At 69.1% G+C, this 18,633-nt stretch carries 19 protein-coding genes and 1 tRNA gene; 15 read left to right on the forward strand and 5 right to left on the reverse strand.

What is annotated here, in order from left to right; genetic code table 11:
* Nucleotide 1: 1 nt before the first annotated feature.
* From B8W67_RS07740 to B8W67_RS07770, 7 genes are all read left to right on the forward strand, one after another.
* Nucleotides 2-559: a nuclear transport factor 2 family protein gene (locus B8W67_RS07740; protein WP_069392953.1), complete on the forward strand. Its 558-nt coding sequence runs from the start codon at nucleotides 2-4 to the stop codon at nucleotides 557-559.
* A 184-nt stretch (nucleotides 560-743) separates the two neighbouring features.
* Nucleotides 744-1,871 (forward strand): NDMA-dependent alcohol dehydrogenase, encoded by a 1,128-nt coding sequence (locus B8W67_RS07745; protein WP_069392952.1) that lies wholly within the window; start codon nucleotides 744-746, stop codon nucleotides 1,869-1,871.
* A gap of 33 nt (nucleotides 1,872-1,904) precedes the next feature.
* Nucleotides 1,905-3,902: an oxidoreductase gene (locus B8W67_RS07750; RefSeq protein WP_069392951.1), complete on the forward strand. Its 1,998-nt coding sequence runs from the start codon at nucleotides 1,905-1,907 to the stop codon at nucleotides 3,900-3,902.
* Nucleotides 3,903-3,924: 22 nt separating this feature from the next.
* The gene (locus tag B8W67_RS07755) at nucleotides 3,925-4,350 is read left to right on the forward strand and encodes a nuclear transport factor 2 family protein (RefSeq protein WP_069392950.1); all 426 of its coding nucleotides are present in this window, start codon (nucleotides 3,925-3,927) and stop codon (nucleotides 4,348-4,350) included.
* Nucleotides 4,351-4,391: 41 nt separating this feature from the next.
* The gene (locus B8W67_RS07760; RefSeq protein WP_069393017.1) at nucleotides 4,392-5,228 is read left to right on the forward strand and encodes an SDR family NAD(P)-dependent oxidoreductase; all 837 of its coding nucleotides are present in this window, start codon (nucleotides 4,392-4,394) and stop codon (nucleotides 5,226-5,228) included.
* Nucleotides 5,225-5,986, forward strand: coding sequence for a hypothetical protein (locus tag B8W67_RS20800; protein WP_085303286.1), 762 nt, complete (start codon nucleotides 5,225-5,227; stop codon nucleotides 5,984-5,986). The genes B8W67_RS07760 and B8W67_RS20800 overlap by 4 nt, the downstream gene beginning before the upstream one ends.
* Nucleotides 5,983-6,726, forward strand: coding sequence for a hypothetical protein (locus B8W67_RS07770; protein WP_084228946.1), 744 nt, complete (start codon nucleotides 5,983-5,985; stop codon nucleotides 6,724-6,726). The genes B8W67_RS20800 and B8W67_RS07770 overlap by 4 nt, the downstream gene beginning before the upstream one ends.
* 111 nt (nucleotides 6,727-6,837) lie before the next feature.
* On the opposite strand, the gene fadD1 is transcribed toward B8W67_RS07770, so the two are convergent.
* Nucleotides 6,838-8,412: a fatty-acid--CoA ligase FadD1 gene (gene fadD1 / locus B8W67_RS07775; protein ID WP_069392948.1), complete on the reverse strand. Its 1,575-nt coding sequence runs from the start codon at nucleotides 8,410-8,412 to the stop codon at nucleotides 6,838-6,840.
* Nucleotides 8,413-8,493: 81 nt separating this feature from the next.
* Between fadD1 and B8W67_RS07780 the strand changes: the two genes are divergently transcribed.
* On the forward strand, nucleotides 8,494-8,898 hold the full coding sequence (locus B8W67_RS07780; protein WP_069393014.1) for an HIT family protein: 405 nt from the start codon (nucleotides 8,494-8,496) through the stop codon (nucleotides 8,896-8,898).
* 12 nt (nucleotides 8,899-8,910) lie between these two features.
* Here B8W67_RS07780 and B8W67_RS07785 read toward each other — a convergent pair whose 3' ends face one another.
* Complete coding sequence (locus tag B8W67_RS07785) at nucleotides 8,911-10,323, reverse strand: sensor histidine kinase (RefSeq protein ID WP_234793954.1); 1,413 nt, start codon at nucleotides 10,321-10,323, stop codon at nucleotides 8,911-8,913.
* Between the two features lie 12 nt (nucleotides 10,324-10,335).
* On the reverse strand, nucleotides 10,336-11,055 hold the full coding sequence (locus B8W67_RS07790; protein ID WP_069393013.1) for a response regulator transcription factor: 720 nt from the start codon (nucleotides 11,053-11,055) through the stop codon (nucleotides 10,336-10,338).
* A 139-nt stretch (nucleotides 11,056-11,194) separates the two neighbouring features.
* On the opposite strand from B8W67_RS07790, the gene B8W67_RS07795 reads away from it, so the two are divergent.
* Entirely contained in the window at nucleotides 11,195-11,971 is a 777-nt protein-coding gene (locus B8W67_RS07795; RefSeq protein WP_085303288.1) for a hypothetical protein, read from the forward strand.
* A 47-nt stretch (nucleotides 11,972-12,018) separates the two neighbouring features.
* Nucleotides 12,019-12,093, forward strand: a tRNA-Thr gene (locus B8W67_RS07800).
* 13 nt (nucleotides 12,094-12,106) lie between these two features.
* On the opposite strand, the gene B8W67_RS07805 is transcribed toward B8W67_RS07800, so the two are convergent.
* Together B8W67_RS07805 and B8W67_RS07810 are read right to left on the reverse strand one after the other, a co-directional pair.
* Nucleotides 12,107-12,568, reverse strand: coding sequence for a hypothetical protein (locus B8W67_RS07805; RefSeq protein ID WP_084228945.1), 462 nt, complete (start codon nucleotides 12,566-12,568; stop codon nucleotides 12,107-12,109).
* Nucleotides 12,569-12,597: 29 nt separating this feature from the next.
* Entirely contained in the window at nucleotides 12,598-13,371 is a 774-nt protein-coding gene (locus tag B8W67_RS07810) for an SDR family NAD(P)-dependent oxidoreductase (protein ID WP_069392946.1), read from the reverse strand.
* A gap of 280 nt (nucleotides 13,372-13,651) precedes the next feature.
* Here B8W67_RS07810 and B8W67_RS07815 point away from each other — a divergent pair, with 280 nt between their 5' ends.
* Genes B8W67_RS07815 through B8W67_RS07835 form a run of 5 tightly spaced genes read left to right on the forward strand, consistent with a single transcriptional unit; the run spans nucleotide 13,652 to nucleotide 18,631 of the window.
* On the forward strand, nucleotides 13,652-14,464 hold the full coding sequence (locus tag B8W67_RS07815) for an MlaE family ABC transporter permease (protein ID WP_069392945.1): 813 nt from the start codon (nucleotides 13,652-13,654) through the stop codon (nucleotides 14,462-14,464).
* A 39-nt stretch (nucleotides 14,465-14,503) separates the two neighbouring features.
* The gene (locus B8W67_RS07820) at nucleotides 14,504-15,322 is read left to right on the forward strand and encodes an MlaE family ABC transporter permease (protein ID WP_372507429.1); all 819 of its coding nucleotides are present in this window, start codon (nucleotides 14,504-14,506) and stop codon (nucleotides 15,320-15,322) included.
* Between the two features lie 11 nt (nucleotides 15,323-15,333).
* Nucleotides 15,334-16,527 carry an MCE family protein gene (locus B8W67_RS07825; protein WP_069392943.1) on the forward strand — a complete coding sequence of 398 codons (1,194 nt, stop codon included), beginning with the start codon at nucleotides 15,334-15,336 and terminating at the stop codon, nucleotides 16,525-16,527.
* Nucleotides 16,524-17,555, forward strand: a complete 1,032-nt coding sequence (locus B8W67_RS07830; protein ID WP_069392942.1) for an MCE family protein — start codon at nucleotides 16,524-16,526, stop codon at nucleotides 17,553-17,555. The genes B8W67_RS07825 and B8W67_RS07830 overlap by 4 nt, the downstream gene beginning before the upstream one ends.
* A complete protein-coding gene (locus B8W67_RS07835; RefSeq protein WP_069392941.1) occupies nucleotides 17,555-18,631 on the forward strand; it encodes an MCE family protein in 1,077 nt (358 codons plus the stop codon). The genes B8W67_RS07830 and B8W67_RS07835 overlap by 1 nt, the downstream gene beginning before the upstream one ends.
* The last annotated feature ends 2 nt before the right edge of the window (nucleotides 18,632-18,633 follow it).

The raw sequence follows: 18,633 nt of genomic DNA on the forward strand, positions 1-18,633 counted from the left end.
TATGCCGTCGTTTCCGCGCGCGGAACTCGAAGACGTCGTCGATCGCTGGCTGGAGGCCAACCGGGAGGCCGAGCGCACCGGCGACTGGACGATCCTGGCGCAGTTCTACACCGACGACGCCACCTACGGCTGGAACATCGGCCCCAAAGAGGACGTGATGTGCGTGGGGATCGACGAGATCCGCGACATCGCCCTCGGCCAGGAGATGGCCGGCCTGGAAGGCTGGCGCTATCCCTACCAGCGGGTGCTCATCGACGACAAGCAGGGCGAGGTGATGGGGCTCTGGAAGCAGATCTGCACCGATCCGTCCGACCCGGACGCCGAACAGTTCGAGGTCCACGGCCTCGGCGGCAGCTGGTTCCGCTACGCCGGCGACGGCAAATTCGACTGGCAGCGTGACTTCTTCGACTTCGGGCACGTCTCGGCGACATACATGGAACTGATCAAGGCCGGCCGACTCTCACCCGGGATGCAAAAACGCATCGAGCGCAGCATGTCCGGCGAGAAGATCCCCGGCTACTACCCGATCGGGCGGGCCCCGGCGTCGCTGTGGCCGTAGCCATCGGCGTGCCGTCGCGGGCGTGCCGGAATTCCGGTCCGCGCGCCCGTCGGCCGCTATAGGCTTTGCCCGGCGGGTGGTGAACGGCACTCACCGCCGATCGACCACCGGCTACGTCGGAATCGACACCCCATGCTCACCAATCGGTCGCCCCGTTTCGGGGCCAACGCGGAGGAGGACCACCATGAAAACCAAGGGCGCACTGCTGTGGGAGTTCAACAAGCCGTGGTCGATCGAGGAGATCGAGATCGGTGACCCGGTCAAAGACGAGGTGAAGATCCGCATGGAGGCGGCCGGGATGTGCCACTCCGACCACCACCTGATGACCGGCGACATCCCGATGGCGGGCTTCCCGGTGCTCGGCGGCCACGAGGGCGCCGGCGTGGTCACCGAGGTCGGCCCCGGTGTCGAGGACATCGCCCCCGGCGACCACGTCGTGCTCTCCTTCATCCCATCCTGCGGCCGGTGCGTGTCGTGTCAGGCGGGCCTGCGCAACCTGTGCGACCTGGGCGCGATGCTGCTCAACGGGGTCGCGGTCAGCGACGGCACCCACCGGGTGCACGCGCGCGGGCAGGGCGTGTTCCCGATGACGCTGCTGGGAACGTTCTCGCCGTGGATGGTGGTGCACAAGAGCTCGGTGGTCAAGATCGACCCGGCCATCCCGTTCGAGGTGGCCTCCCTGGTCGGCTGCGGGGTCACCACCGGGTTCGGCTCGGCGGTGCGCACCGCCGATATCCGCCCCGGCGAGGACGTGGCGATCGTCGGTGTCGGCGGGGTCGGCATGTCCGCCCTTCAGGGCGCGGTCGCCGCCGGGGCCCGCAACATCTTCGTCGTCGAACCGGTCGAGTGGAAACGCGACCAGGCACTGAAGTTCGGAGCCACCCACGTCTACCCCGACATCCACTCCGCCATGGGCGGGATCATGGACGTCACCGCCGGGCTGATGGCCCGCAAGGTGATCGTCACCGTCGGCGAGGTGCACGGCGCCGACATCGACAACTACATGATCCTGACCGCCAAGGCCGGCACCTGCGTGCTGACCGCGATGGGCTCGATGATGGAGAACCAGGTCACGCTGAACCTGTCGATGCTGACCCTGTTGCAGAAGAACCTGCAAGGCACCATCTTCGGCGGCGGGAACCCGCAGTACGACATCCCGCAGCTGCTGTCCTACTACCAGGCGGGCAAGCTCAACATCGAGGACATGATCACCCGCCAGTACAAGCTGGAGCAGATCAACGAGGGCTACCAGGACATGCTGGACGGCAAGAACATTCGTGGCGTCATCCGCTACACCGACGACGATCACTAGGAGTTCGATGAGCACGCCGTCGCGGGTGCCCGCATGACCGCTTTCCCCCAGCTGCTCGCCCGGGGAAGCATCGGAACCATGTCGGTGCGCAACCGTCTGGTGATGTCTCCGATGGAGACCATGTACGGCACCCCCGACGGGCTTCCCTCGGAGCGCACCCGGGAGTATTTCGCCGCCCGGGCCCGCGGTGGGGTCGGGCTGATCACCGTGGGCGCCACCGGAATCGACCCGCAGCATCCGGAAACACCCGGCGGCCTGCACCTGGGCACCGACGCCGCGGTGGACGCACACCGGGCGCTGGTGGACGCCGTGCACGAACACGGCGCCAAGATTCAGCCGCAGATCGTCCACGCCGGCCCCGACGGCTTGGGCCCGGAACTGCATCACGTCACGTCGCTGGGGCCGTCGGTGATCCCGTCGTATCTGACCGGGCGGCCGTCGGCGGAGGTCACCACGGCACAGTTGACGGAGATCTTCGATCTGTTCCGCGCCGCGGCGCGTCGCGCCGCCGAAGCCGGTTACGACGGCATCGAGTTGCACGCCGCCCACGGCTACATGTTCCTCGGCTCGTTCCTGGCGCCACAACGCAACCGGCGCACCGACGACTACACCGGCTACTCGGCGCGCGGGCGCATCAAGGTGGTCACCGACGCGCTGGCCGCGATCCGTTCCGAGATCGGCGACGCCCTGCCGATCACGCTGCGGATCTCCGGCTATGAGCGGGTTGCCGGGGGTCGCCCCCTGTATGAAACCGCCCAGGTGGCACCGCAGTTGGTGGATGCCGGGGTGGATGCCTTTCATGTCAGCGGTGGCGTGATCGACCGGCTCGTCACCGGCATGGTCAACGGCGCCGACGACGGCGACGCGATCAACGTGGGTGCTGCCGCAGCGGTCAAACAGGCCGTCGACGTGCCGGTGATCGCCGTCGGCCGCATCCACGACCCGCAGCGCGCCGAGCAAATCCTCGCCGACGGCCGTGCTGATTTCATCGCGATGGGCCGCCCGCTGCTGGCCGATCCGGACCTGCCGGCGAAGCTGGCCGCCGGGCACGGCTCGCGGGTGCGCCGGTGCATCTCGTGTGAGAACTGCATCGATGCGATGGAGATCCGCTTCTCGGTGGACTGCGCGGTCAACCCGCGCACCGGCCGTGAACGCGAGTTGGCGATCCACCGCAGCGACACCGCTAAGTCGGTGGTGGTCGTCGGCGGCGGTCCGGCCGGACTGGAGGCCGCTCGGGTGGCCGCCGCCCGCGGGCACCGCGTCACCCTCTTCGAGCGCGACGCCCGGCTGGGCGGGGCTCTGCAGTGGGCGTCGGTGCTCCACCCGGACAATCAGCCGTTCTTGACCTACCTGCGCGACGAGATCGCCCGCAGCGACGTGCGGGTGGTGCTCAACCACGACGTCACCGCCGCCGAGGTGGCCGCGCTCGCACCCGAGGCGGTAGTGGTGGCCACCGGCGGGCGGGTGGTGGTGCCGCCGGTGCCCGGCGCCAGCCTGCCGCACGTACGCACCGGAGCCAACCTGCGGGACTGGTTCGCCGGGCGGCGCCAACACCTGGTGGCGCCGCGGCTGCTGCGCGCGGCCTCCCGGGTGTGGATGCCGCTGGGCCGGCGGGTGGTGATCGTCGGCGGGGACCTGGTGGCCCTCGAACTCGCCCAGTTCCTGGCCGCCCGCGACCGGCTGGTGACGATCCTCGAGACCGGCAAGGTGCTGGCCCCGGAGATCGGTGAGAAACGCAAGACCGAGGAGACCGACCGGCTGGACCGCCTCGGGGTGAGCGTGCACGTGCGCGCCACCGTCGAGGAGATCACCACCGACGGTGTGGTGTTCACCCCGGCGCGCGGCACTGCGCGCACCCTGCCCGCCGACGATGTCGTGCTCACCGGCGGACTGGAGGCCGACACCACCCTCGCCGACGAACTCACCGCCCGGCTGCCCGATACCGAGGTGCACACCGCCGGGGACTGCACCGGGCTGGGATTGATCCGCAAAGCCACCGAGGACGGCGCTCGCGCCGCCTGCGCCATCTGAACACCTTCGATAGGAGAAGCCGATGACCGACGAAACCGCTACCGCCACACCGGCACTGACCGCATCGCAGGCGTCGTGGCGCTGCGCCCAGGGCAAAGACAAGCAGGGCTGGCTGGCGTTGATGGCCGACGATGTCGTCATCGAGGACCCGATCGGCAAGACCGTGACCAACCCGGACGGCACCGGGGTACGCGGCAAGGAGGCGGTGGCGGCGTTCTTCGATGCCAACATCGCGGTCAACACCCTCACGATCACCTGCGAGGAGACGTTTCCGTCGGCCTCGCCGCACGAGGTGGCACACATCCTGAACCTGCACAGCCGTTTTGAGGGCGGCTACACCTCGACGGTGCGCGGGGTGTTCACCTACCGAACCGATGAGGCCGGGCTGCTGACCAACCTGCGCGGCTACTGGAACCTCGACGTGATGAAGTTCGGCAAAGAGGAGTGAGCACCCCACCACCGGAGTTCGGTCTCGCCGGGCGTGCCGCCGTGGTCGTCGGCGGCAGCCGCGGGATCGGGGCGGCGGTGGCCGCATTGCTCGCCGAACAGGGCGCGCACGTCGTGGTCAACGGCCGCGACCGGCAGACCGCCGAGGCCACCGCCGGGCGGCTGCCGGGCGCGATCGCCGTCGCGGGGTCCCCGGCGGACCCCGCGGTCGCCGACCGGCTCATCGGGGCTTGCCTGGAGCAGTTCGGGCGTCTGGATGTCCTGATCAACTGTGCCGGCACCGCCGAGCCGCCCCGCTCCTCGATTCTCACGGTCACCAGCGCGCAGTTCCGGTCGCTGATCGACGCCCACCTGGCCACGGTGTTCGAGACCTGCCGTGCCGCCGCGCCGCACCTGGTCGCCGCCGGCGGCGGCGCGATCGTCAACACCGGTTCGTTCGCGTTCCTCGGCGACTACGGCGGCACCGGATATCCGGCGGGCAAAGGCGGGGTCAACGGGTTGACCCTGGCGATCGCCGCCGAGTTGCGCGAGCATCGGGTACGTGCCAACGTGATCTGCCCCGGAGCCAAGACACGGTTGTCGACCGGCCCGGACTACGAGGCGCACATCGCGGAACTGAACCGGCGCGGCCTGCTCGACGACATCAGCGCCCAGGGCGCACTCGACGCGGCCGGCCCGGAGTACGCCGCCGCGCTGTACGCCTATCTCGCCACCGATGCCGCCGCCGCGATCACCGGACGGATCTTCATCGCCGCGGGCGGGTTCGTCGGTGAATTCCCCCGCCCCACACCGGCGATCCTCGGCTACCGCGATCACCACGACAACCCGCCGTGGACCCTTGATAATCTGCACGCCATGCTGGGCGGCGCGAATCGGTGAAGGCCCGGCTTCTGGGCGCGCTCGCGCTGCTGGTGCTGACCGGATGTGGTGTCGCCGTGGTGCTGAGCGCCGGTGGCCCCGCCAGCCTGCTGGGCCGCTCCGGTTGGGTGCTGGCCACCGCCTTGCCCAGCGGTGCCGACATCGACCCCGACTGGGGCTACACACTGAACGCCCCGCTGGCCCCTGCCACCGCGCCTGCCACCGCGCCTGCCACCGCACCAGCCACCGCGCCTTCGGGGCCGGTGTTCAGCCCACCGCACTGCGCTCCCCTTCCTGCCCTGCTGGTCATTCCCGGCACCCGGGTCGCCTCGGCCTTCGCGGAGAGCGAACCGCGCGGGCTGGAGATCGGGGTAGCGGTCCCGGCCAGCGCGGCGACCGGGTTCGTCGAGTCCGCCCACCCCGAGATGGCCTTTCGGATCTGGGCGCCCGGCGATGCACCGGCCTCGATCGACCGGTACCGGCACTGGTTGGCCGCCTGCGGGTCCTACGAAGTCGACTTCCCCGACCCGCGCACCGGTGCGCATCGGCACGGCACCATCAGCACGGTCATCGACGCCGATCCCGACATCCCCGCCGAGGCTGCGGTCACGGTCACCCGCAGCCTCACCGCGGCCGACAACGGCACCCAGACCCAACATGGCGGCTACTACGCGATCCGCGGCCTGCTGCTGGAGTGCTCCACCTCCATGGGCCCCGACCGGATCGACCAGTTCAACCGGCTGTGTGCCCGGACCGCAGAACGGTTGCGCGCGCTGTGAGCCGGCGGCCGTGGTTGTTGACCCTGGCGCTGTGGGTGATCGCGCTCAGCGCGCTGGCCCTCACTGTGCCGGCCCTCTCGACCGGCCACCGCCGCGCCGAGGCCGGTTCCGAGCCACTGGCACCGGGGCTGGCGGCGCTGGGCGATCTCGAACTGCTCGATCTGCTGGTGCACCCCGCGGCGCTGCCCGAGGGTTGGTGGTGGTCGTTCACCCCCGAGGCGGGCGGCGTCGAGGACTTCGGCTACTACCGGGACCAGGTGATCGACCGCAACGGCGCCATCGTCGGCTACCGGCCCGCCGACTGCGCGGGCCTGATCGGGATGGTCACCACCGGCACCATCGATGCCGCCGAGATCAGCGGCTACGACCCGGTGCACCCGGGAGATTCCTATGACCGCAAGGACATCCGCCTGGCATTGGCCCGTGAGTTCGATCCGGCCGGGTTCGCGGACATGGTCGCGATGGTGTCACGGTGTCGACACCTCACCTTCGACACCAGCCGCTACCACACCGGCTACACGGTCGACATCCTCGAGGACTCCCACCCGGGCGGTGACACCCGGCTGTTCCGGTACTCGGTCACCACCCGCCCCGAGGACACCGACGCGAGCACCCGCTACTACGCCTACGCCCGCAGCGCGCACGTGATCCTGCGCGGAACGGCCACCGACGGCCACCAGGGCGAATTCGACACCCTGGTCACCGACACCGTGGCCCGGATCCGCGCCGCCGCGCCCTGACCGGGTGGCCGGACCCGGGGGCGCTGCTGAGATCGACGTCGAGATGGACATACTCCCGGAAAAAACGGGGGAGTATGTCCGCTGGGGCGTCGATCTCAGCAGCCACCGGCGCTATCGGGCCGCGTAGCGGGTGCCGCGTTCTTCGCGCACCCATAACTGCCCGTCACCGGCGCTGGGCCCCTCGGCGATCAGCTCGCGTTTGAGCACCTTGTGGGTGGCGGTGGCCGGCAGTGCCGCGGTCAGCCGCACGTAGCGCGGCCACGCCTTCGGTGACAGATCGGGTTGGGCGGCCAAAAACGTCTCGAGTGCCTGCGGGGTCAGCGCCTCCGGTTCGGCCGGCACGATCGCCGCCATCACCTGGTCGCCGACCGCCTCATCGGGCACCGCGTACACCGCGACCTGGCTGATCTGCGGGCAGCGCGACAGGATGCGTTCGATCGGGGCGGCCGCCAGGTTCTCCCCGTCCACCCGCATCCAGTCGCTGGTGCGCCCCGCCAGGTAGATCCACCCTTCGGCGTCGCGGTAAGCCAAATCCCCCGACCAGTACATGCCGGCGCGGGTGCGGTGCGCGGTGGCCCGGTCATCGTTGTAGTAGCCGGTGAAGAACCCGGTGCCGGCGGTGTTCACCAACTCCCCGATGGCCTCCCCGGGATTGCGCAGTGATCCGTCGGCGGCGAATTCGGCGACCGCGCATTCGGTCACGGTCGCCGAATCGTAGACGGCGACCCCCGGGAATCCCCGGCCGATCGAGCCCGGTGGCGTGCCGGGTTCGCGGGTGATGATGACGGCGTTCTCGGTGGAACCGAACGCATCCCAGACCAGCACGTCGAAACGGCGGCCGAACTCGGCGATCGCCCGGTCACCGGCCTCGTTGCCGAACGCCACCCGCAGCGGGTTGTCGGCGTCGTCGGGGCGCTCGGGGGTGGCCAGGATGTAGGTCAACGGTTTGCCGACATAGTTCATGTAGGTGGCGCCGTAGCGGCGGATGTCGGCGAGGAAGGCCGAGGCGGAGAACTTCGCCGGTGCCATCGCCGCTCCGGCCGCCAGCGCCACCGCCCAGCCGCCCACGACGGCGTTGGAGTGAAACAGCGGCATCGCCAGATAACAGGTGTCGGCGGCGGTGATGGCGAACTGCTCCACCAACCGTTGGCCGGCCACCAGCACCATGAAATGCGAGATCTGCACCGCCTTGGGATCGCCGCTGGTTCCGGAGGTGAAGATCATCATGAACGTGTCCATCGGGCCGGCGACCCGGTGGGCCACCAGATCCGGGGCGGTGCGCATCAGGGTCGCCCAGTGCTCACCGGAGAGGTCGATGACGGTCAGCCCCGCCAGGTCCAGCCCGTCGAGCAATCCCCGGTGCTCGGCATCGGTCACCAGGATCTGGCAGTCGGCGCGCCGGATGTCGTCGAGCAGGGCCGTGCCGCGGCGTGTGGAGTTGATCCCGCAGAGCACGTAGCCGCCCAGCCCCGCGGCGGCCATCTGGGTCAGCATGCCCGGGTCGTTACCCAACAGCGCGCCCACGTGCACGGGGCGGTCGGTGTCGGCCAACTCCAGCAGCGCGGCCGCCGTCGCGGTGGCCTCGGCGAGGTGCTCACGCCAACTCCACTGCCGCGAAGCGTATTTCACCGCAACACCGTCATCGTCGAGGCGTTCGTTGAGCAGTTCCTGGACCGTGTCAGCCACCGGTACTCCTGATCTGTCGGTGCCGCTCCACGACACAAGTATCCGCAACGGCGCTGCGGCGTCCCGCCTAGGGTGGAGGCCATGGCCACCGTTTTCACCAAGATCATCAACCGGGAGCTGCCCGGCCGCTTCGTCTACGAGGACGACGACGTGGTCGGGTTCTTGACCATCGAACCCATGACCCAGGGCCACACCCTGGTGGTGCCGCGCGAGGAGATCGACGGCTGGCAGGACATCGACTCCCCGGCGTTCTCCCGGGTGATGACGGTGGCTCAACGCATCGGCAAGGCGGTCTGTGCGGCCTTCGACGCCGAGCGCGCCGGGTTGATCATCGCCGGGCTGGAGGTGCCGCACCTGCACGTCCACGTCTTCCCGGCGCGCAACCTGTCCGACTTCGGGTTCGCCAACGTCGACCGCAACCCGTCGCCGGAGTCCCTCGATGAGGCGCAGGCGAAGATCCTCACCGCACTCGGCGAACTGGACTGACCCGCCGGCGCGCTACCCGGTGACCCGCGGCAGCAGCACCCGGAACGTGCAGCCCTGCCCGGGCCCGGTGATGATGGCGACCGTTCCGCCGTGCGCTTTGACCAGCGAGTCGACGATCGGCAGGCCGAGCCCGGCGCCGCCGCTGGCCCGGGTGCGCGAGGAGTCGGCGCGGAAGAACCGCTCGAACACCCGCGCCGCGTCCTTTTCGCTCATGCCCGGCCCGGTGTCGGCGACCTCGAGCACGACGTTGTCGCGGTCGGTGCCGACCCGCACCGCGATCTCGGCGTCCTCGGGGGTGTGCTGCAGCGCATTGGAGACCAGGTTGCCCAGCACCTGGCGCAAACGGGCCTCGTCGCCGAGCACCTCGGGGGTGCCGGGACCGTCGAGCACCTCCAGGGTGATCTCCCGCTTCGGCGCGACCGCCTGCCCGTCGTGGACGGCGTCGCTGGCCAGCGCGAGCAGGTCCACCCAGCGGCGTTCCAGGGGGCGGTGCGCGTCGAGTTGGGCCAGCAGCAGCAGATCCTCCACCAGCAGGCTCATCCGGCGCGACTCGCTTTCGATCCGCGACATCAGCGGCTCGACGTCCTCGGCCGCCCCCTGCCGGTACAGCTCGGCGAAGCCGCGGATGGTGGTCAGCGGGGTGCGCAGCTCGTGGCTGGCGTCGGTGATGAACCGGCGCAGCCGGTCCTCGGATTGGCGGGCCTGTTCGGCGGAGGAATCCGAGGCGGCCACCGCCCGCTGCAGCTGGGCGAGCATGCCGTTGAGGGCCGCGGAGAGCCGGCCCACCTCGGTGTGCGGGTCACGTTCGGGCACCCGGCGGTCCAGTTGGCCGGCGGCGATCGCCGCGGCGGTGCGCTCGACCTCCCCCAGCGGGCGCAGCGAGCGGTTCACCACCGCGTAGCCCAGCGCCCCCAGGATCAGCAGCACCCCGGTGCCGATGCCGACCTGCGACCAGATCAGCTCCCGCAGGGTGGATTGCACGTCGGCGAGGTCGGTGGCGACCGTGATCCGCTCCCCCCCGGGGCCGCGCACCGTCATCGCCCGCCACCGCACGCCCGAGTGGTCCAACGAGCCGACCGTCACCGGCTCGGGGCCGAGCTCGTTGTCGGCGGGCAGCCGGGGCTCGGCGACCCGGTCGTTGCCGGCCAGCCACACGCTGCCGTCCGGGTCGACGCCGCGCACGTAGAACTTCGACGGCGGGCGGCCGGCGTTGGGGTCTTCGCGGGTGCTCGGCACGCTGCGCGGGACCCGCGCCCAGGTGTGGGAGGCCGCCAGCAGCGACTGGTCGGCGCGGTTGATCAGGTTGTGCCGCAGGATCGAGGTCACCGCGATCCCGGACGCCAGCAGGCCGAAGGCCACCAGCACCAGGGTGGCGGCGACCAGCGCGACCCGCAGTGGCAGCTCACGACGCGGGGAGGCGGTCAACGACAAGCGGACCTACCGGGGTTCGCGCAGCACGTAGCCCACCCCGCGCAGGGTGTGCAGCAGGCGCTTGTCGCCGGTGTCGATCTTGCGGCGCAGATAGGAGACATAGGACTCGACGATATTGACTTCGCCGCCGAAGTCGTAGCGCCACACGTGGTCGAGGATCTTCGGTTTGCTCAGCACCGTGCCGGCATTGATCATGAAGTACCGCAGCAGGGTGAACTCGGTGGGTGACAGCGACACCAACTCGCCGGCCTTCCACGCCTCGTGGGTGTCCTCGTCGAGTTCGATGTCGGCGAACTTCAGCCGGGTGCTGCGCGGCTGTTCGCTGCCCTTGCCGGTGCGGCGCAGGATGACCCGCAGCCGAGCCACCACCTCCTCCAGCGAGAACGGCTTGGTGACGTAGTCGTCGCCGCCGAGGGTCAGCCCGGTGATCTTGTCGGCCAGGGCGTCGCGGGCGGTCAAAAACAGCGCCGGCGCGTCGATGCCGTCGGCGCGCAGCCGGCGCAGCACCCCGAAGCCGTCCATCCCGGGCATCATCACGTCGAGGATCACCGCGTCGGGGCGGACCTCGCGGGCCCGGTCCAGCGCGGCGGCACCGTTGACCGCGGTGTGCACCTCGAAACCCTGGAACTTCAGGCTCACCGAGAGCAGCTCGACGATGTTCTCCTCATCGTCGACGACCAGGATCCGCGCCTCCGGTTCGGATTTTTCTGCCACGGGTGCCGTCATACCGTCCATTCGTTCGCACGAGCGTGAACACAACTTTGAAGGTCGCTGTGAACTTGCTGTGAGCACCGATTGTCCTCGCTGTCGCGTCCATGCGCCAATACCCGCGGTGCGATCGGGTGTGCGCCCATACACTGGCCGCATGGACCTGGGAAAAAACCTGGTAGACGCGGCGTTGGCGCCCGCCAAGATCGGCTTGGCCGCCGCCGACGCCGGGCTCGGGGTGGCGACCGCCGCACTCGGGGTCACCAAACGCGCCCTCGGCGCCGACGGGGACGGCCTGTCGACGAACTCGATGGCCGGGATGCTCGGGCTGGAGGAGACGATCAACCGGGCCAACCGGCTGGCCCGGCTCATGGACGACGACGCGCCGTTGGGCCGCGCCCTGGCCCCCGGCGGCCCGGTGGATCGGCTGCTGGCCGAGGGCGGGCTGATCGATCAGCTCACCGCCCCCGGCGGGGTGATCGACCGGCTCACCGAAGAGGGTGGCGGGCTGCAGCGCGCGCTGGCGCCGGGCGGGCTGGTCGACCAACTGCTCAACGAGGACGGGCTGATCGAGCGGGTGCTGGCCGAGGACGGGCTCGCCGACCGGCTCCTGGCCGAGGGCGGGCTGGTCGACAAGCTGACCGCGCGCAACGGGCCGTTGGAGCAGTTGGCCAATGTCGCCGACACCCTCAGCCGGCTGGCCCCGGGCATGGAGGCCCTGGAGCCGGCCATCGAGACGCTGCAGGAGGCGGTGATCGCGCTGACGCTCGTGGTCAACCCGCTGAGCAACATCGCCGAGCGCATCCCGCTGCTGCCGCGGCGCGGCGGGGGGCGCCGCTCGTCGACCCGCGAGGTCCGCTCCGCCCGGGTCGTCACCGAGACCGCCCCGGACGCCGGCACCGGGCCCCACAGCGGGACCGACGGCCCGGACTGAGGTGCCCTGACCGGGCCGGACCCGACGCCATTAGGCTGGGGTGCCGCGCCTCCCTAGCTCAGTGGTAGAGCAACGCTCTTGTAAAGCGTAGGTCGTCGGTTCGATCCCGACGGGGGGCTCCACCGGAGCCGGCGGCTACAGGCGGACCAGCGAGAACGGATAGGTGCGCGTGCCGCCGGGCGTGCCGTCGCAGCCGGCGGCGAAGGAGGACTCCAGGGTCCCCTGCAGGGTCGCCGCGTCCCAGGAATACACGTCGTGGGTGGCGATGATCGGCCCGTAGTAGACGTTTCCGCACCGCAGGCCGTCGGGAACGTCGACGGCCAGGGTGTACCGACCGTCGACCAGGTGCGCGTCGGTGCGGTATTCGAAGGCCTTCGCGATCGGCATCGGGATCGCCGAGATGTGCACGCAGTCGTCGGCGGTCGGCACACAGCGCGCCGTCGCCCACGTCCAGGTGTGGAAGTCATAGCGCTCCGGGATCAGCAACTGGTAGTTGCCGTACATCGGGCCGGCGTGGGCCACCGGGGCCGACACCGCCGCCGACACCGCCGCCAGCACGCCGGCGGCCAGACCACCGGCCACGGCCCATATCCTCACGATGCACCCTCTCTTCCGTCGGCGGGCCGCTACATGTGGGCGCCGCCGTCGACCCGAATCTCGGTGCCGGTGACGAAGAATGCGTCGTCGCTGCCGAGCATCGCGACCACACTGGCCACCGCCGCCGGATCGGCGAAGATGGCGCCGCCGGGAAGCGCCAGCATCGGGGCGACCTTGGCGAACAGGCTCAGATCCGCATCCTCGGGCAGCCCGGGCCCCACGCTCGCGCGCGCCACTCCGGTCCCGTCGGTCATCCCCGAGGAGATCGAACCGGGCTGGACGCAGTTGAACCGGATTCCGGCCTTCGCGAACTCCAAGGCCCACGCGTGAGTCATCGACAACACGCCACCCTTGGACGCCGCGTAGGCCCCCATGTAGGGGTGGGCGAACTGCGCGGAGGTGGAGCTGAAGTTCACCACCGCGGGCGTGGTGCCCTCACGCAGCGCGCCGAGTGCTTCGCGGGTGACCAAGAAGGTGCCGACGAGGTTGACCCGGATCACGGTCTCGAAGTCGCTCAAGCTGGTGTGCTCCAGGTGCGAGGAGCGCAGGATTCCGGCGGCGTTGACCAGGGTGTCCAGTCCCCCGAGTTCGTCTCGGGCCGCGGCGACGCCGCGGCGCACCGATTCCTCGTCGCCGACATCGATCTGCACCGTGGTCAGCCGGTCGTGCGCCGAGCCGGATTTCTCCACAGTGTCCGCGAGGCCCTCGGCGCTGATGTCGGCGGCCACCACCCGCGCACCCTCGTCGAGGATCCGCAGAACACAGGCCTGCCCGATGCCGGAACCGGCGCCGGTGATCAGCACTCGGCGATCGGCATAACGGGACAACGGTCGTGACGGGGACGGCGGGGTGGACACGGGCAGCTCCCTATTCGACGGTCGGGCCGGTGGACGGGTGGGCCGGACCGATCGGGGCCCGGCGCTGTCCCACCTTGACGGGGCGCCACCTGCTGAGTGCAGCGATTCCCGGTGGGTGGGACGGACAGTGCCGACCGCCGGCGGCTGGCTGCGACAGTGACCATTCCACGATGGCTGGCGGGTTGGCGACGACACCGCGCGACAGATTCGGAGTTTCTGGTAACGCATGGGGAACAAGGCTGCGGACCGTTGGTCGCCGGGGCTGCCGTTGCCGAGCGGTGGCCTCTCGCAGGTCTTCCAGGCTGTCGGTGGCCTGTTCGCCATGACCGTCGACGCGGTCCGCTTCGCTTTCCGGCGGCCGTTTCAAACCCGGGAGTTCGTGACCCAATCCTGGTTCGTCGCCCGGGTGTCGCTGGTGCCGACGCTGCTGGTGGCGATCCCGTTCACGGTCCTGGTCAGCTTCACCCTCAACATCTTGCTCCGTGAGTTGGGGGCGGCGGATCTGTCCGGCGCCGGCGCGGCGTTCGGTGCGGTCACCCAGGTCGGGCCGATGGTCACCGTGCTGATCGTGGCCGGTGCCGGCGCCACCGCGATGTGCGCCGATCTGGGTTCACGCACGATCCGCGAGGAGATCGACGCGCTGGAAGTCCTGGGCATCGACCCGGTACAGCGGCTCGTCACACCGCGGATGCTGGCGTCGGGGCTGGTGGCCCTGCTGCTGAACAGCCTGGTCGTTACGATCGGGATCCTGGGCGGCTACACGTTCTCGGTCTTCATCCAAGACGTGAACCCGGGTGCGTTCGCCGCGGGCATCACCCTGCTCACCGGTGTGCCAGAGGTGATCATCTCCTGCGTCAAGGCCGCCCTGTTCGGGCTCATCGCCGGCCTGGTCGCCTGCTACCGGGGTTTGACGATCAGCGGCGGTGGCGCCAAAGCCGTCGGCAACGCCGTCAACGAGACCGTGGTGTACGCGTTCATGTCGCTGTTCGTGATCAACGTGGTCGTCACCGCCATCGGCATCCAGATGACCACCGGGTAGGCGACGATGTCCACGACCGCGAGCGCCCTGTACCCGCGCATGGCCCGGGAGCTGAAACGGCCCCTGCGTGCGGCGATGCGACTCGGTGACCACACCCTCTTCTACGGCCGAGCCCTGGTCGGCACGCCTTACGCGCTGAAACGCTACCGGCACGAGATCGTTCGGCTCATCGCCGAGATCAGCATGGGCGCCGGGACGTTGGCGATGATCGGCGGCACCGTCGTGATCGTCGGCTTCCTCACCCTGGCGGCCGGCGGAACGCTGGCGGTGCAGGGGTTCAGCTCCCTGGGCAACATCGGGATCGAGGCGCTCACCGGCTTCCTCGCCGCGTTTATCAATGTGCGCATCTCGGCACCGGTGGTGACCGGCATCGGACTGGCGGCGACCTTCGGCGCCGGGGTCACCGCCCAACTCGGCGCGATGCGGATCAACGAGGAGATCGACGCCCTGGAGGCAATGGGCATCCGGCCGGTGGAATACCTGGTCAGCACCCGCATCGTCGCCGGGATGACCGCCATCGCACCGCTGTACGCGATCGCGGTCATCTTGTCGTTCACCGCCAGCAAGCTCACCACCGTGGTCATGTTCGGCCAGTCAGCGGGTCTGTACAACCATTATTTCTCCACCTTCCTCAACCCCGTCGACCTCCTCTGGTCGTTCCTGCAGGCCATCTTGATGGCGCTCACGGTGTTGTTGGTGCACACCTACTTCGGCTACTTCGCCTCCGGCGGGCCCTCCGGGGTCGGTGTCGCGGTCGGCGACGCCGTGCGCACATCGCTGGTGGTGGTGATCTCGGTGACCCTGCTGGTGTCGCTGTCGGTGTACGGGTCCAACGGCAACTTCAATCTGTCGGGCTGACGGGGCAGACGATGAACACGAAGACGGATGCCTCTCGGCTCGCGGCCGGCTTGACGACCATGGCGGTGATCGTCGGGCTGATCGCGCTGTCGGTGGGATTCTTCCGCGGCAGTTTCACCAAGACCGTTCCGCTCACCGTGATATCCCAGCGCGCCGGGCTGGTCATGAACCCCGAGGCTCGGGTGAAACTGCATGGCGCGCAGATCGGTTCGGTCTCCTCCATCGAACGCTTCGCCGACGGACGTGCCGCGCTGCACCTGGCCATGGACCCGAAGTACCTGGACCTGGTCCCCGACAACGTCCGCGTCGAGATCGCCTCCTCCACCGTGTTCGGCGCCAAAGCCGTCGAACTGATCCCGCCCGACCAGCCGTCGGGACACTCCGTGCGCCCCGGACAGGTTCTCTCTGCCGACCACGTGGTCGTCGAGATCAACACGGTCTTCGAGCAGTTGTCCTCGCTGCTGGCCCGGATCGAGCCGGCGAAACTCAGCGAGGTACTCGGGGCGATGTCCTCGGCGTTGAACGGGCGCGGCAGCCAGATCAGCCAGATGCTCACCGATTTCGACGACTTTCTGGCCGCCATCGACCCCAGCCTCGAGACTCTGAACCACGAATTTGAGGCAGCTCCGCCCGTAATCGAGGCCTACGCCGATGTGGCCCCGGAACTGCTGACCATCATCGAATCGACGACGACGGCCGCCGACACCATCACCGAGGAGCGCCGCAACCTCGATGCGCTGCTGCTCAGCGCCATCGGTCTGGCCGATGTCGGCAGCGACGTCGTGGGAGGCAACCGCCAGGCGATCAGCGCCGTCGCCCACCTGCTGGCGCCCACCACCGACCTGACCAACGCGTATCACGAGGCGCTGACCTGCGGTCTCGGCGGTGCCGCCGAACTCGCCAAGGCCCCCGGAACGCCGGTCCCCGGCGGGTTGCTGTTGCAGACGATCGTCTTCGGACAGGAACGCTACCGCTACCCGGCCAACCTCCCCAAGGTCGCCGCGACCGGCGGCCCGCAATGCACCGACCTTCCGAAAGTGCCGTTCCAAAAGAGCCCCCCGTTCGTCATCACCGATGTCAACGCCAACCCGGCGCAGTACGGCAACGAGGGGATCCTGCTCAACTCCGACGGGCTCAAGCAGATGTTGTACGGCCCGATCGACGGGCCTCCCCGCAACAGCGCACAGATCGGGCATCCTGGATGATCGAGCAGCGCAGTGCCGCAGTCAAGTTCGGGGTTTTCGGCATCGTGATGATGCTCGTGACCGCAGCGTTGTTCGCGATCTTCGCGGAGTACCGGTCGGGTTCGACGATCGGCTATTCGGCACAGTTCAAGGACGTTTCCGGACTCGAACCCGGTAATTCGGTGCGCATCGCGGGGATCCGGGTCGGCACCGTCACCGACGTGACCCTCGAACCCGACAACACCGTGCTCGTGCACTTCGACGCCGACCAGACCGTGCGGCTGACCGAGGGGACACGGGCCGCCGTCCGCTATCTGAACCTCATCGGCGACCGCTACCTGGAGCTCATCGATCAGCCGGGCACGGCCAGGACCCAACCTCCCGGAACGACGATCGCCGCGGATCGCACCGAGTCGGCCCTGGACCTCGATCTGCTTCTCGGCGGCCTCAAACCGGTGATCAGGGGACTTGATCCCGAGGATGTCAACAGCCTGACCACCGCGCTGATCCAGGTGCTGCAAGGCCAAAGCGACGACCTGGAATCGCTGTTCGGGCGGACCTCGTCGTTCACCAACGCCATCGCCGACAACGGCCAGACCGTCCAACGCGTGATCGACCACCTCAACGACACCCTGTCGACCATCGACGTCGACGGCGAGAAGCTCTCCGACGGGATCGACAAGCTGGAGCAGTTGGTCACCGGCCTTGCCGCCGACCGTGCCCCGATCGGTGAGGCCATCACCGCGCTGGACAACGGGACGGCGTCGCTGGCGGACCTTCTCGCCGAGGGCCGGCCGCCGCTGTCGGGCACCGTCGACCAGCTGAACCGCCTGGCTCCGATGCTGTCGGACGAGACCAGCCTGGCGCGTCTGGACCTCACGGTGCAGAAGGCCCCGGCCAACTACCGCAAACTGGTTCGGCTCGGCGCCTACGGAAGCTGGCTCAACCTCTACATCTGCGGGGTGACGCTGCGCGTGACCGACCTGCAGGGCCGCACGGCGCACTTCCCGTGGGTGATCCAGAACACCGGACGTTGCGCGGAGCCCTGATGCACAGATATCGCGGAAACAAACTCGTCCGGACCGGATTCATCGGTCTGGTCGTCATGATTCTCATCATCAACGTCGGCATGAAGTCCCAGCAGCTGCTGACACTGGCCACGGCGATCCGCTACCACGCGCTGTTCAGCGAGGCCGGCGGGCTCGCCGTCGGCAACGACGTGAAGGTGTCCGGGGTGACCGTCGGTTCGGTCACCGACATCGCACTCGAGGGCGGGAGCGCGCGGGTCACCTTCGCGTTGAGCAGCAAGATCCGGTTGGGTACGGACACGACGGCGCACATCCGCACCGGCACCCTGCTCGGTGAGCGGATCTTGACCCTCGAGCCCAGCGGCGACGGACGGATCGGCGCGGCCGGTGTGATCCCGCTGTCGCGCACCGGATCCCCGTACTCGCTCACCGACGCCGTCGGCGACTTCGCCGCGAACACCGCCGACACCGACACCGCGTCGATCAACGACTCCCTCGACGTCCTCTCCGAGGTCATCGACCGGATCGCACCGCAGGTCGGCCCCACGCTGGACGGGGTGACCCGGCTGTCCCGATCGCTCAACGAGCGCGACACGGCGCTGGCCGATCTACTGAAGAGCGCCGCCTCGGTCACCGGGGTCCTCTCCGAGCGCAGCAACCAGGTCAATGCCCTGATCCTCAACGCCAACGACCTCGTCGGTGTGCTGCAGAGCCGCCGGTACGCGGTGGTCAACCTGTTGGCCAACACCTCCACGGTCGCCCGGGAGTTGTCGACGCTGGTCGCCGAGAACGAGGAGCAACTGGCGCCGACGCTCGAACAGCTCAACCGTGTGCTGTCCGTGCTGGAAAGAAACCGGGACAACATCGCCGACGCCCTCACCGGTTTGGCGAAATACCAGATCACCCAGGGTGAAGCGGTCAACAGCGGCTTCTACTACTACGGGTTCGCATCGAACTTGCTTCCGGGGCCGGCGATCCAGCCGTTCCTGGACTACGCGCTCGGCTTCCGAAGAGGGGTAAACGCAGGACAGCCGCCGGACAATGCTGGCCCGAGGTCGGAATTCCCCTTCCCCTACAACGGAATTCCGGGAGGCTGATC

The organism is Mycolicibacillus koreensis (assembly GCF_002104795.1).
Taxonomy (GTDB): Bacteria; Actinomycetota; Actinomycetes; order Mycobacteriales; family Mycobacteriaceae; genus Mycobacterium; species Mycobacterium koreense.

Bases quoted from the DNA above. Each gene is read 5' to 3' on its own strand.
- B8W67_RS07740 (WP_069392953.1), top strand. From the start codon at position 2: ATGCCGTCGTTTCCGCGCGCGGAACTCGAAGACGTCGTCGATCGCTGG.
- B8W67_RS07745 (WP_069392952.1), top strand. From the start codon at position 744: ATGAAAACCAAGGGCGCACTGCTGTGGGAGTTCAACAAGCCGTGGTCG.
- B8W67_RS07750 (WP_069392951.1), top strand. From the start codon at position 1,905: ATGACCGCTTTCCCCCAGCTGCTCGCCCGGGGAAGCATCGGAACCATG.
- B8W67_RS07755 (WP_069392950.1), top strand. From the start codon at position 3,925: ATGACCGACGAAACCGCTACCGCCACACCGGCACTGACCGCATCGCAG.
- B8W67_RS07780 (WP_069393014.1), top strand. From the start codon at position 8,494: ATGGCCACCGTTTTCACCAAGATCATCAACCGGGAGCTGCCCGGCCGC.
- B8W67_RS07790 (WP_069393013.1), bottom strand. From the start codon at position 11,055: ATGACGGCACCCGTGGCAGAAAAATCCGAACCGGAGGCGCGGATCCTG.
- B8W67_RS07795 (WP_085303288.1), top strand. From the start codon at position 11,195: ATGGACCTGGGAAAAAACCTGGTAGACGCGGCGTTGGCGCCCGCCAAG.
- B8W67_RS07815 (WP_069392945.1), top strand. From the start codon at position 13,652: ATGGGGAACAAGGCTGCGGACCGTTGGTCGCCGGGGCTGCCGTTGCCG.
- B8W67_RS07820 (WP_372507429.1), top strand. From the start codon at position 14,504: ATGGCCCGGGAGCTGAAACGGCCCCTGCGTGCGGCGATGCGACTCGGT.
- B8W67_RS07825 (WP_069392943.1), top strand. From the start codon at position 15,334: ATGAACACGAAGACGGATGCCTCTCGGCTCGCGGCCGGCTTGACGACC.
- B8W67_RS07830 (WP_069392942.1), top strand. From the start codon at position 16,524: ATGATCGAGCAGCGCAGTGCCGCAGTCAAGTTCGGGGTTTTCGGCATC.
- B8W67_RS07835 (WP_069392941.1), top strand. From the start codon at position 17,555: ATGCACAGATATCGCGGAAACAAACTCGTCCGGACCGGATTCATCGGT.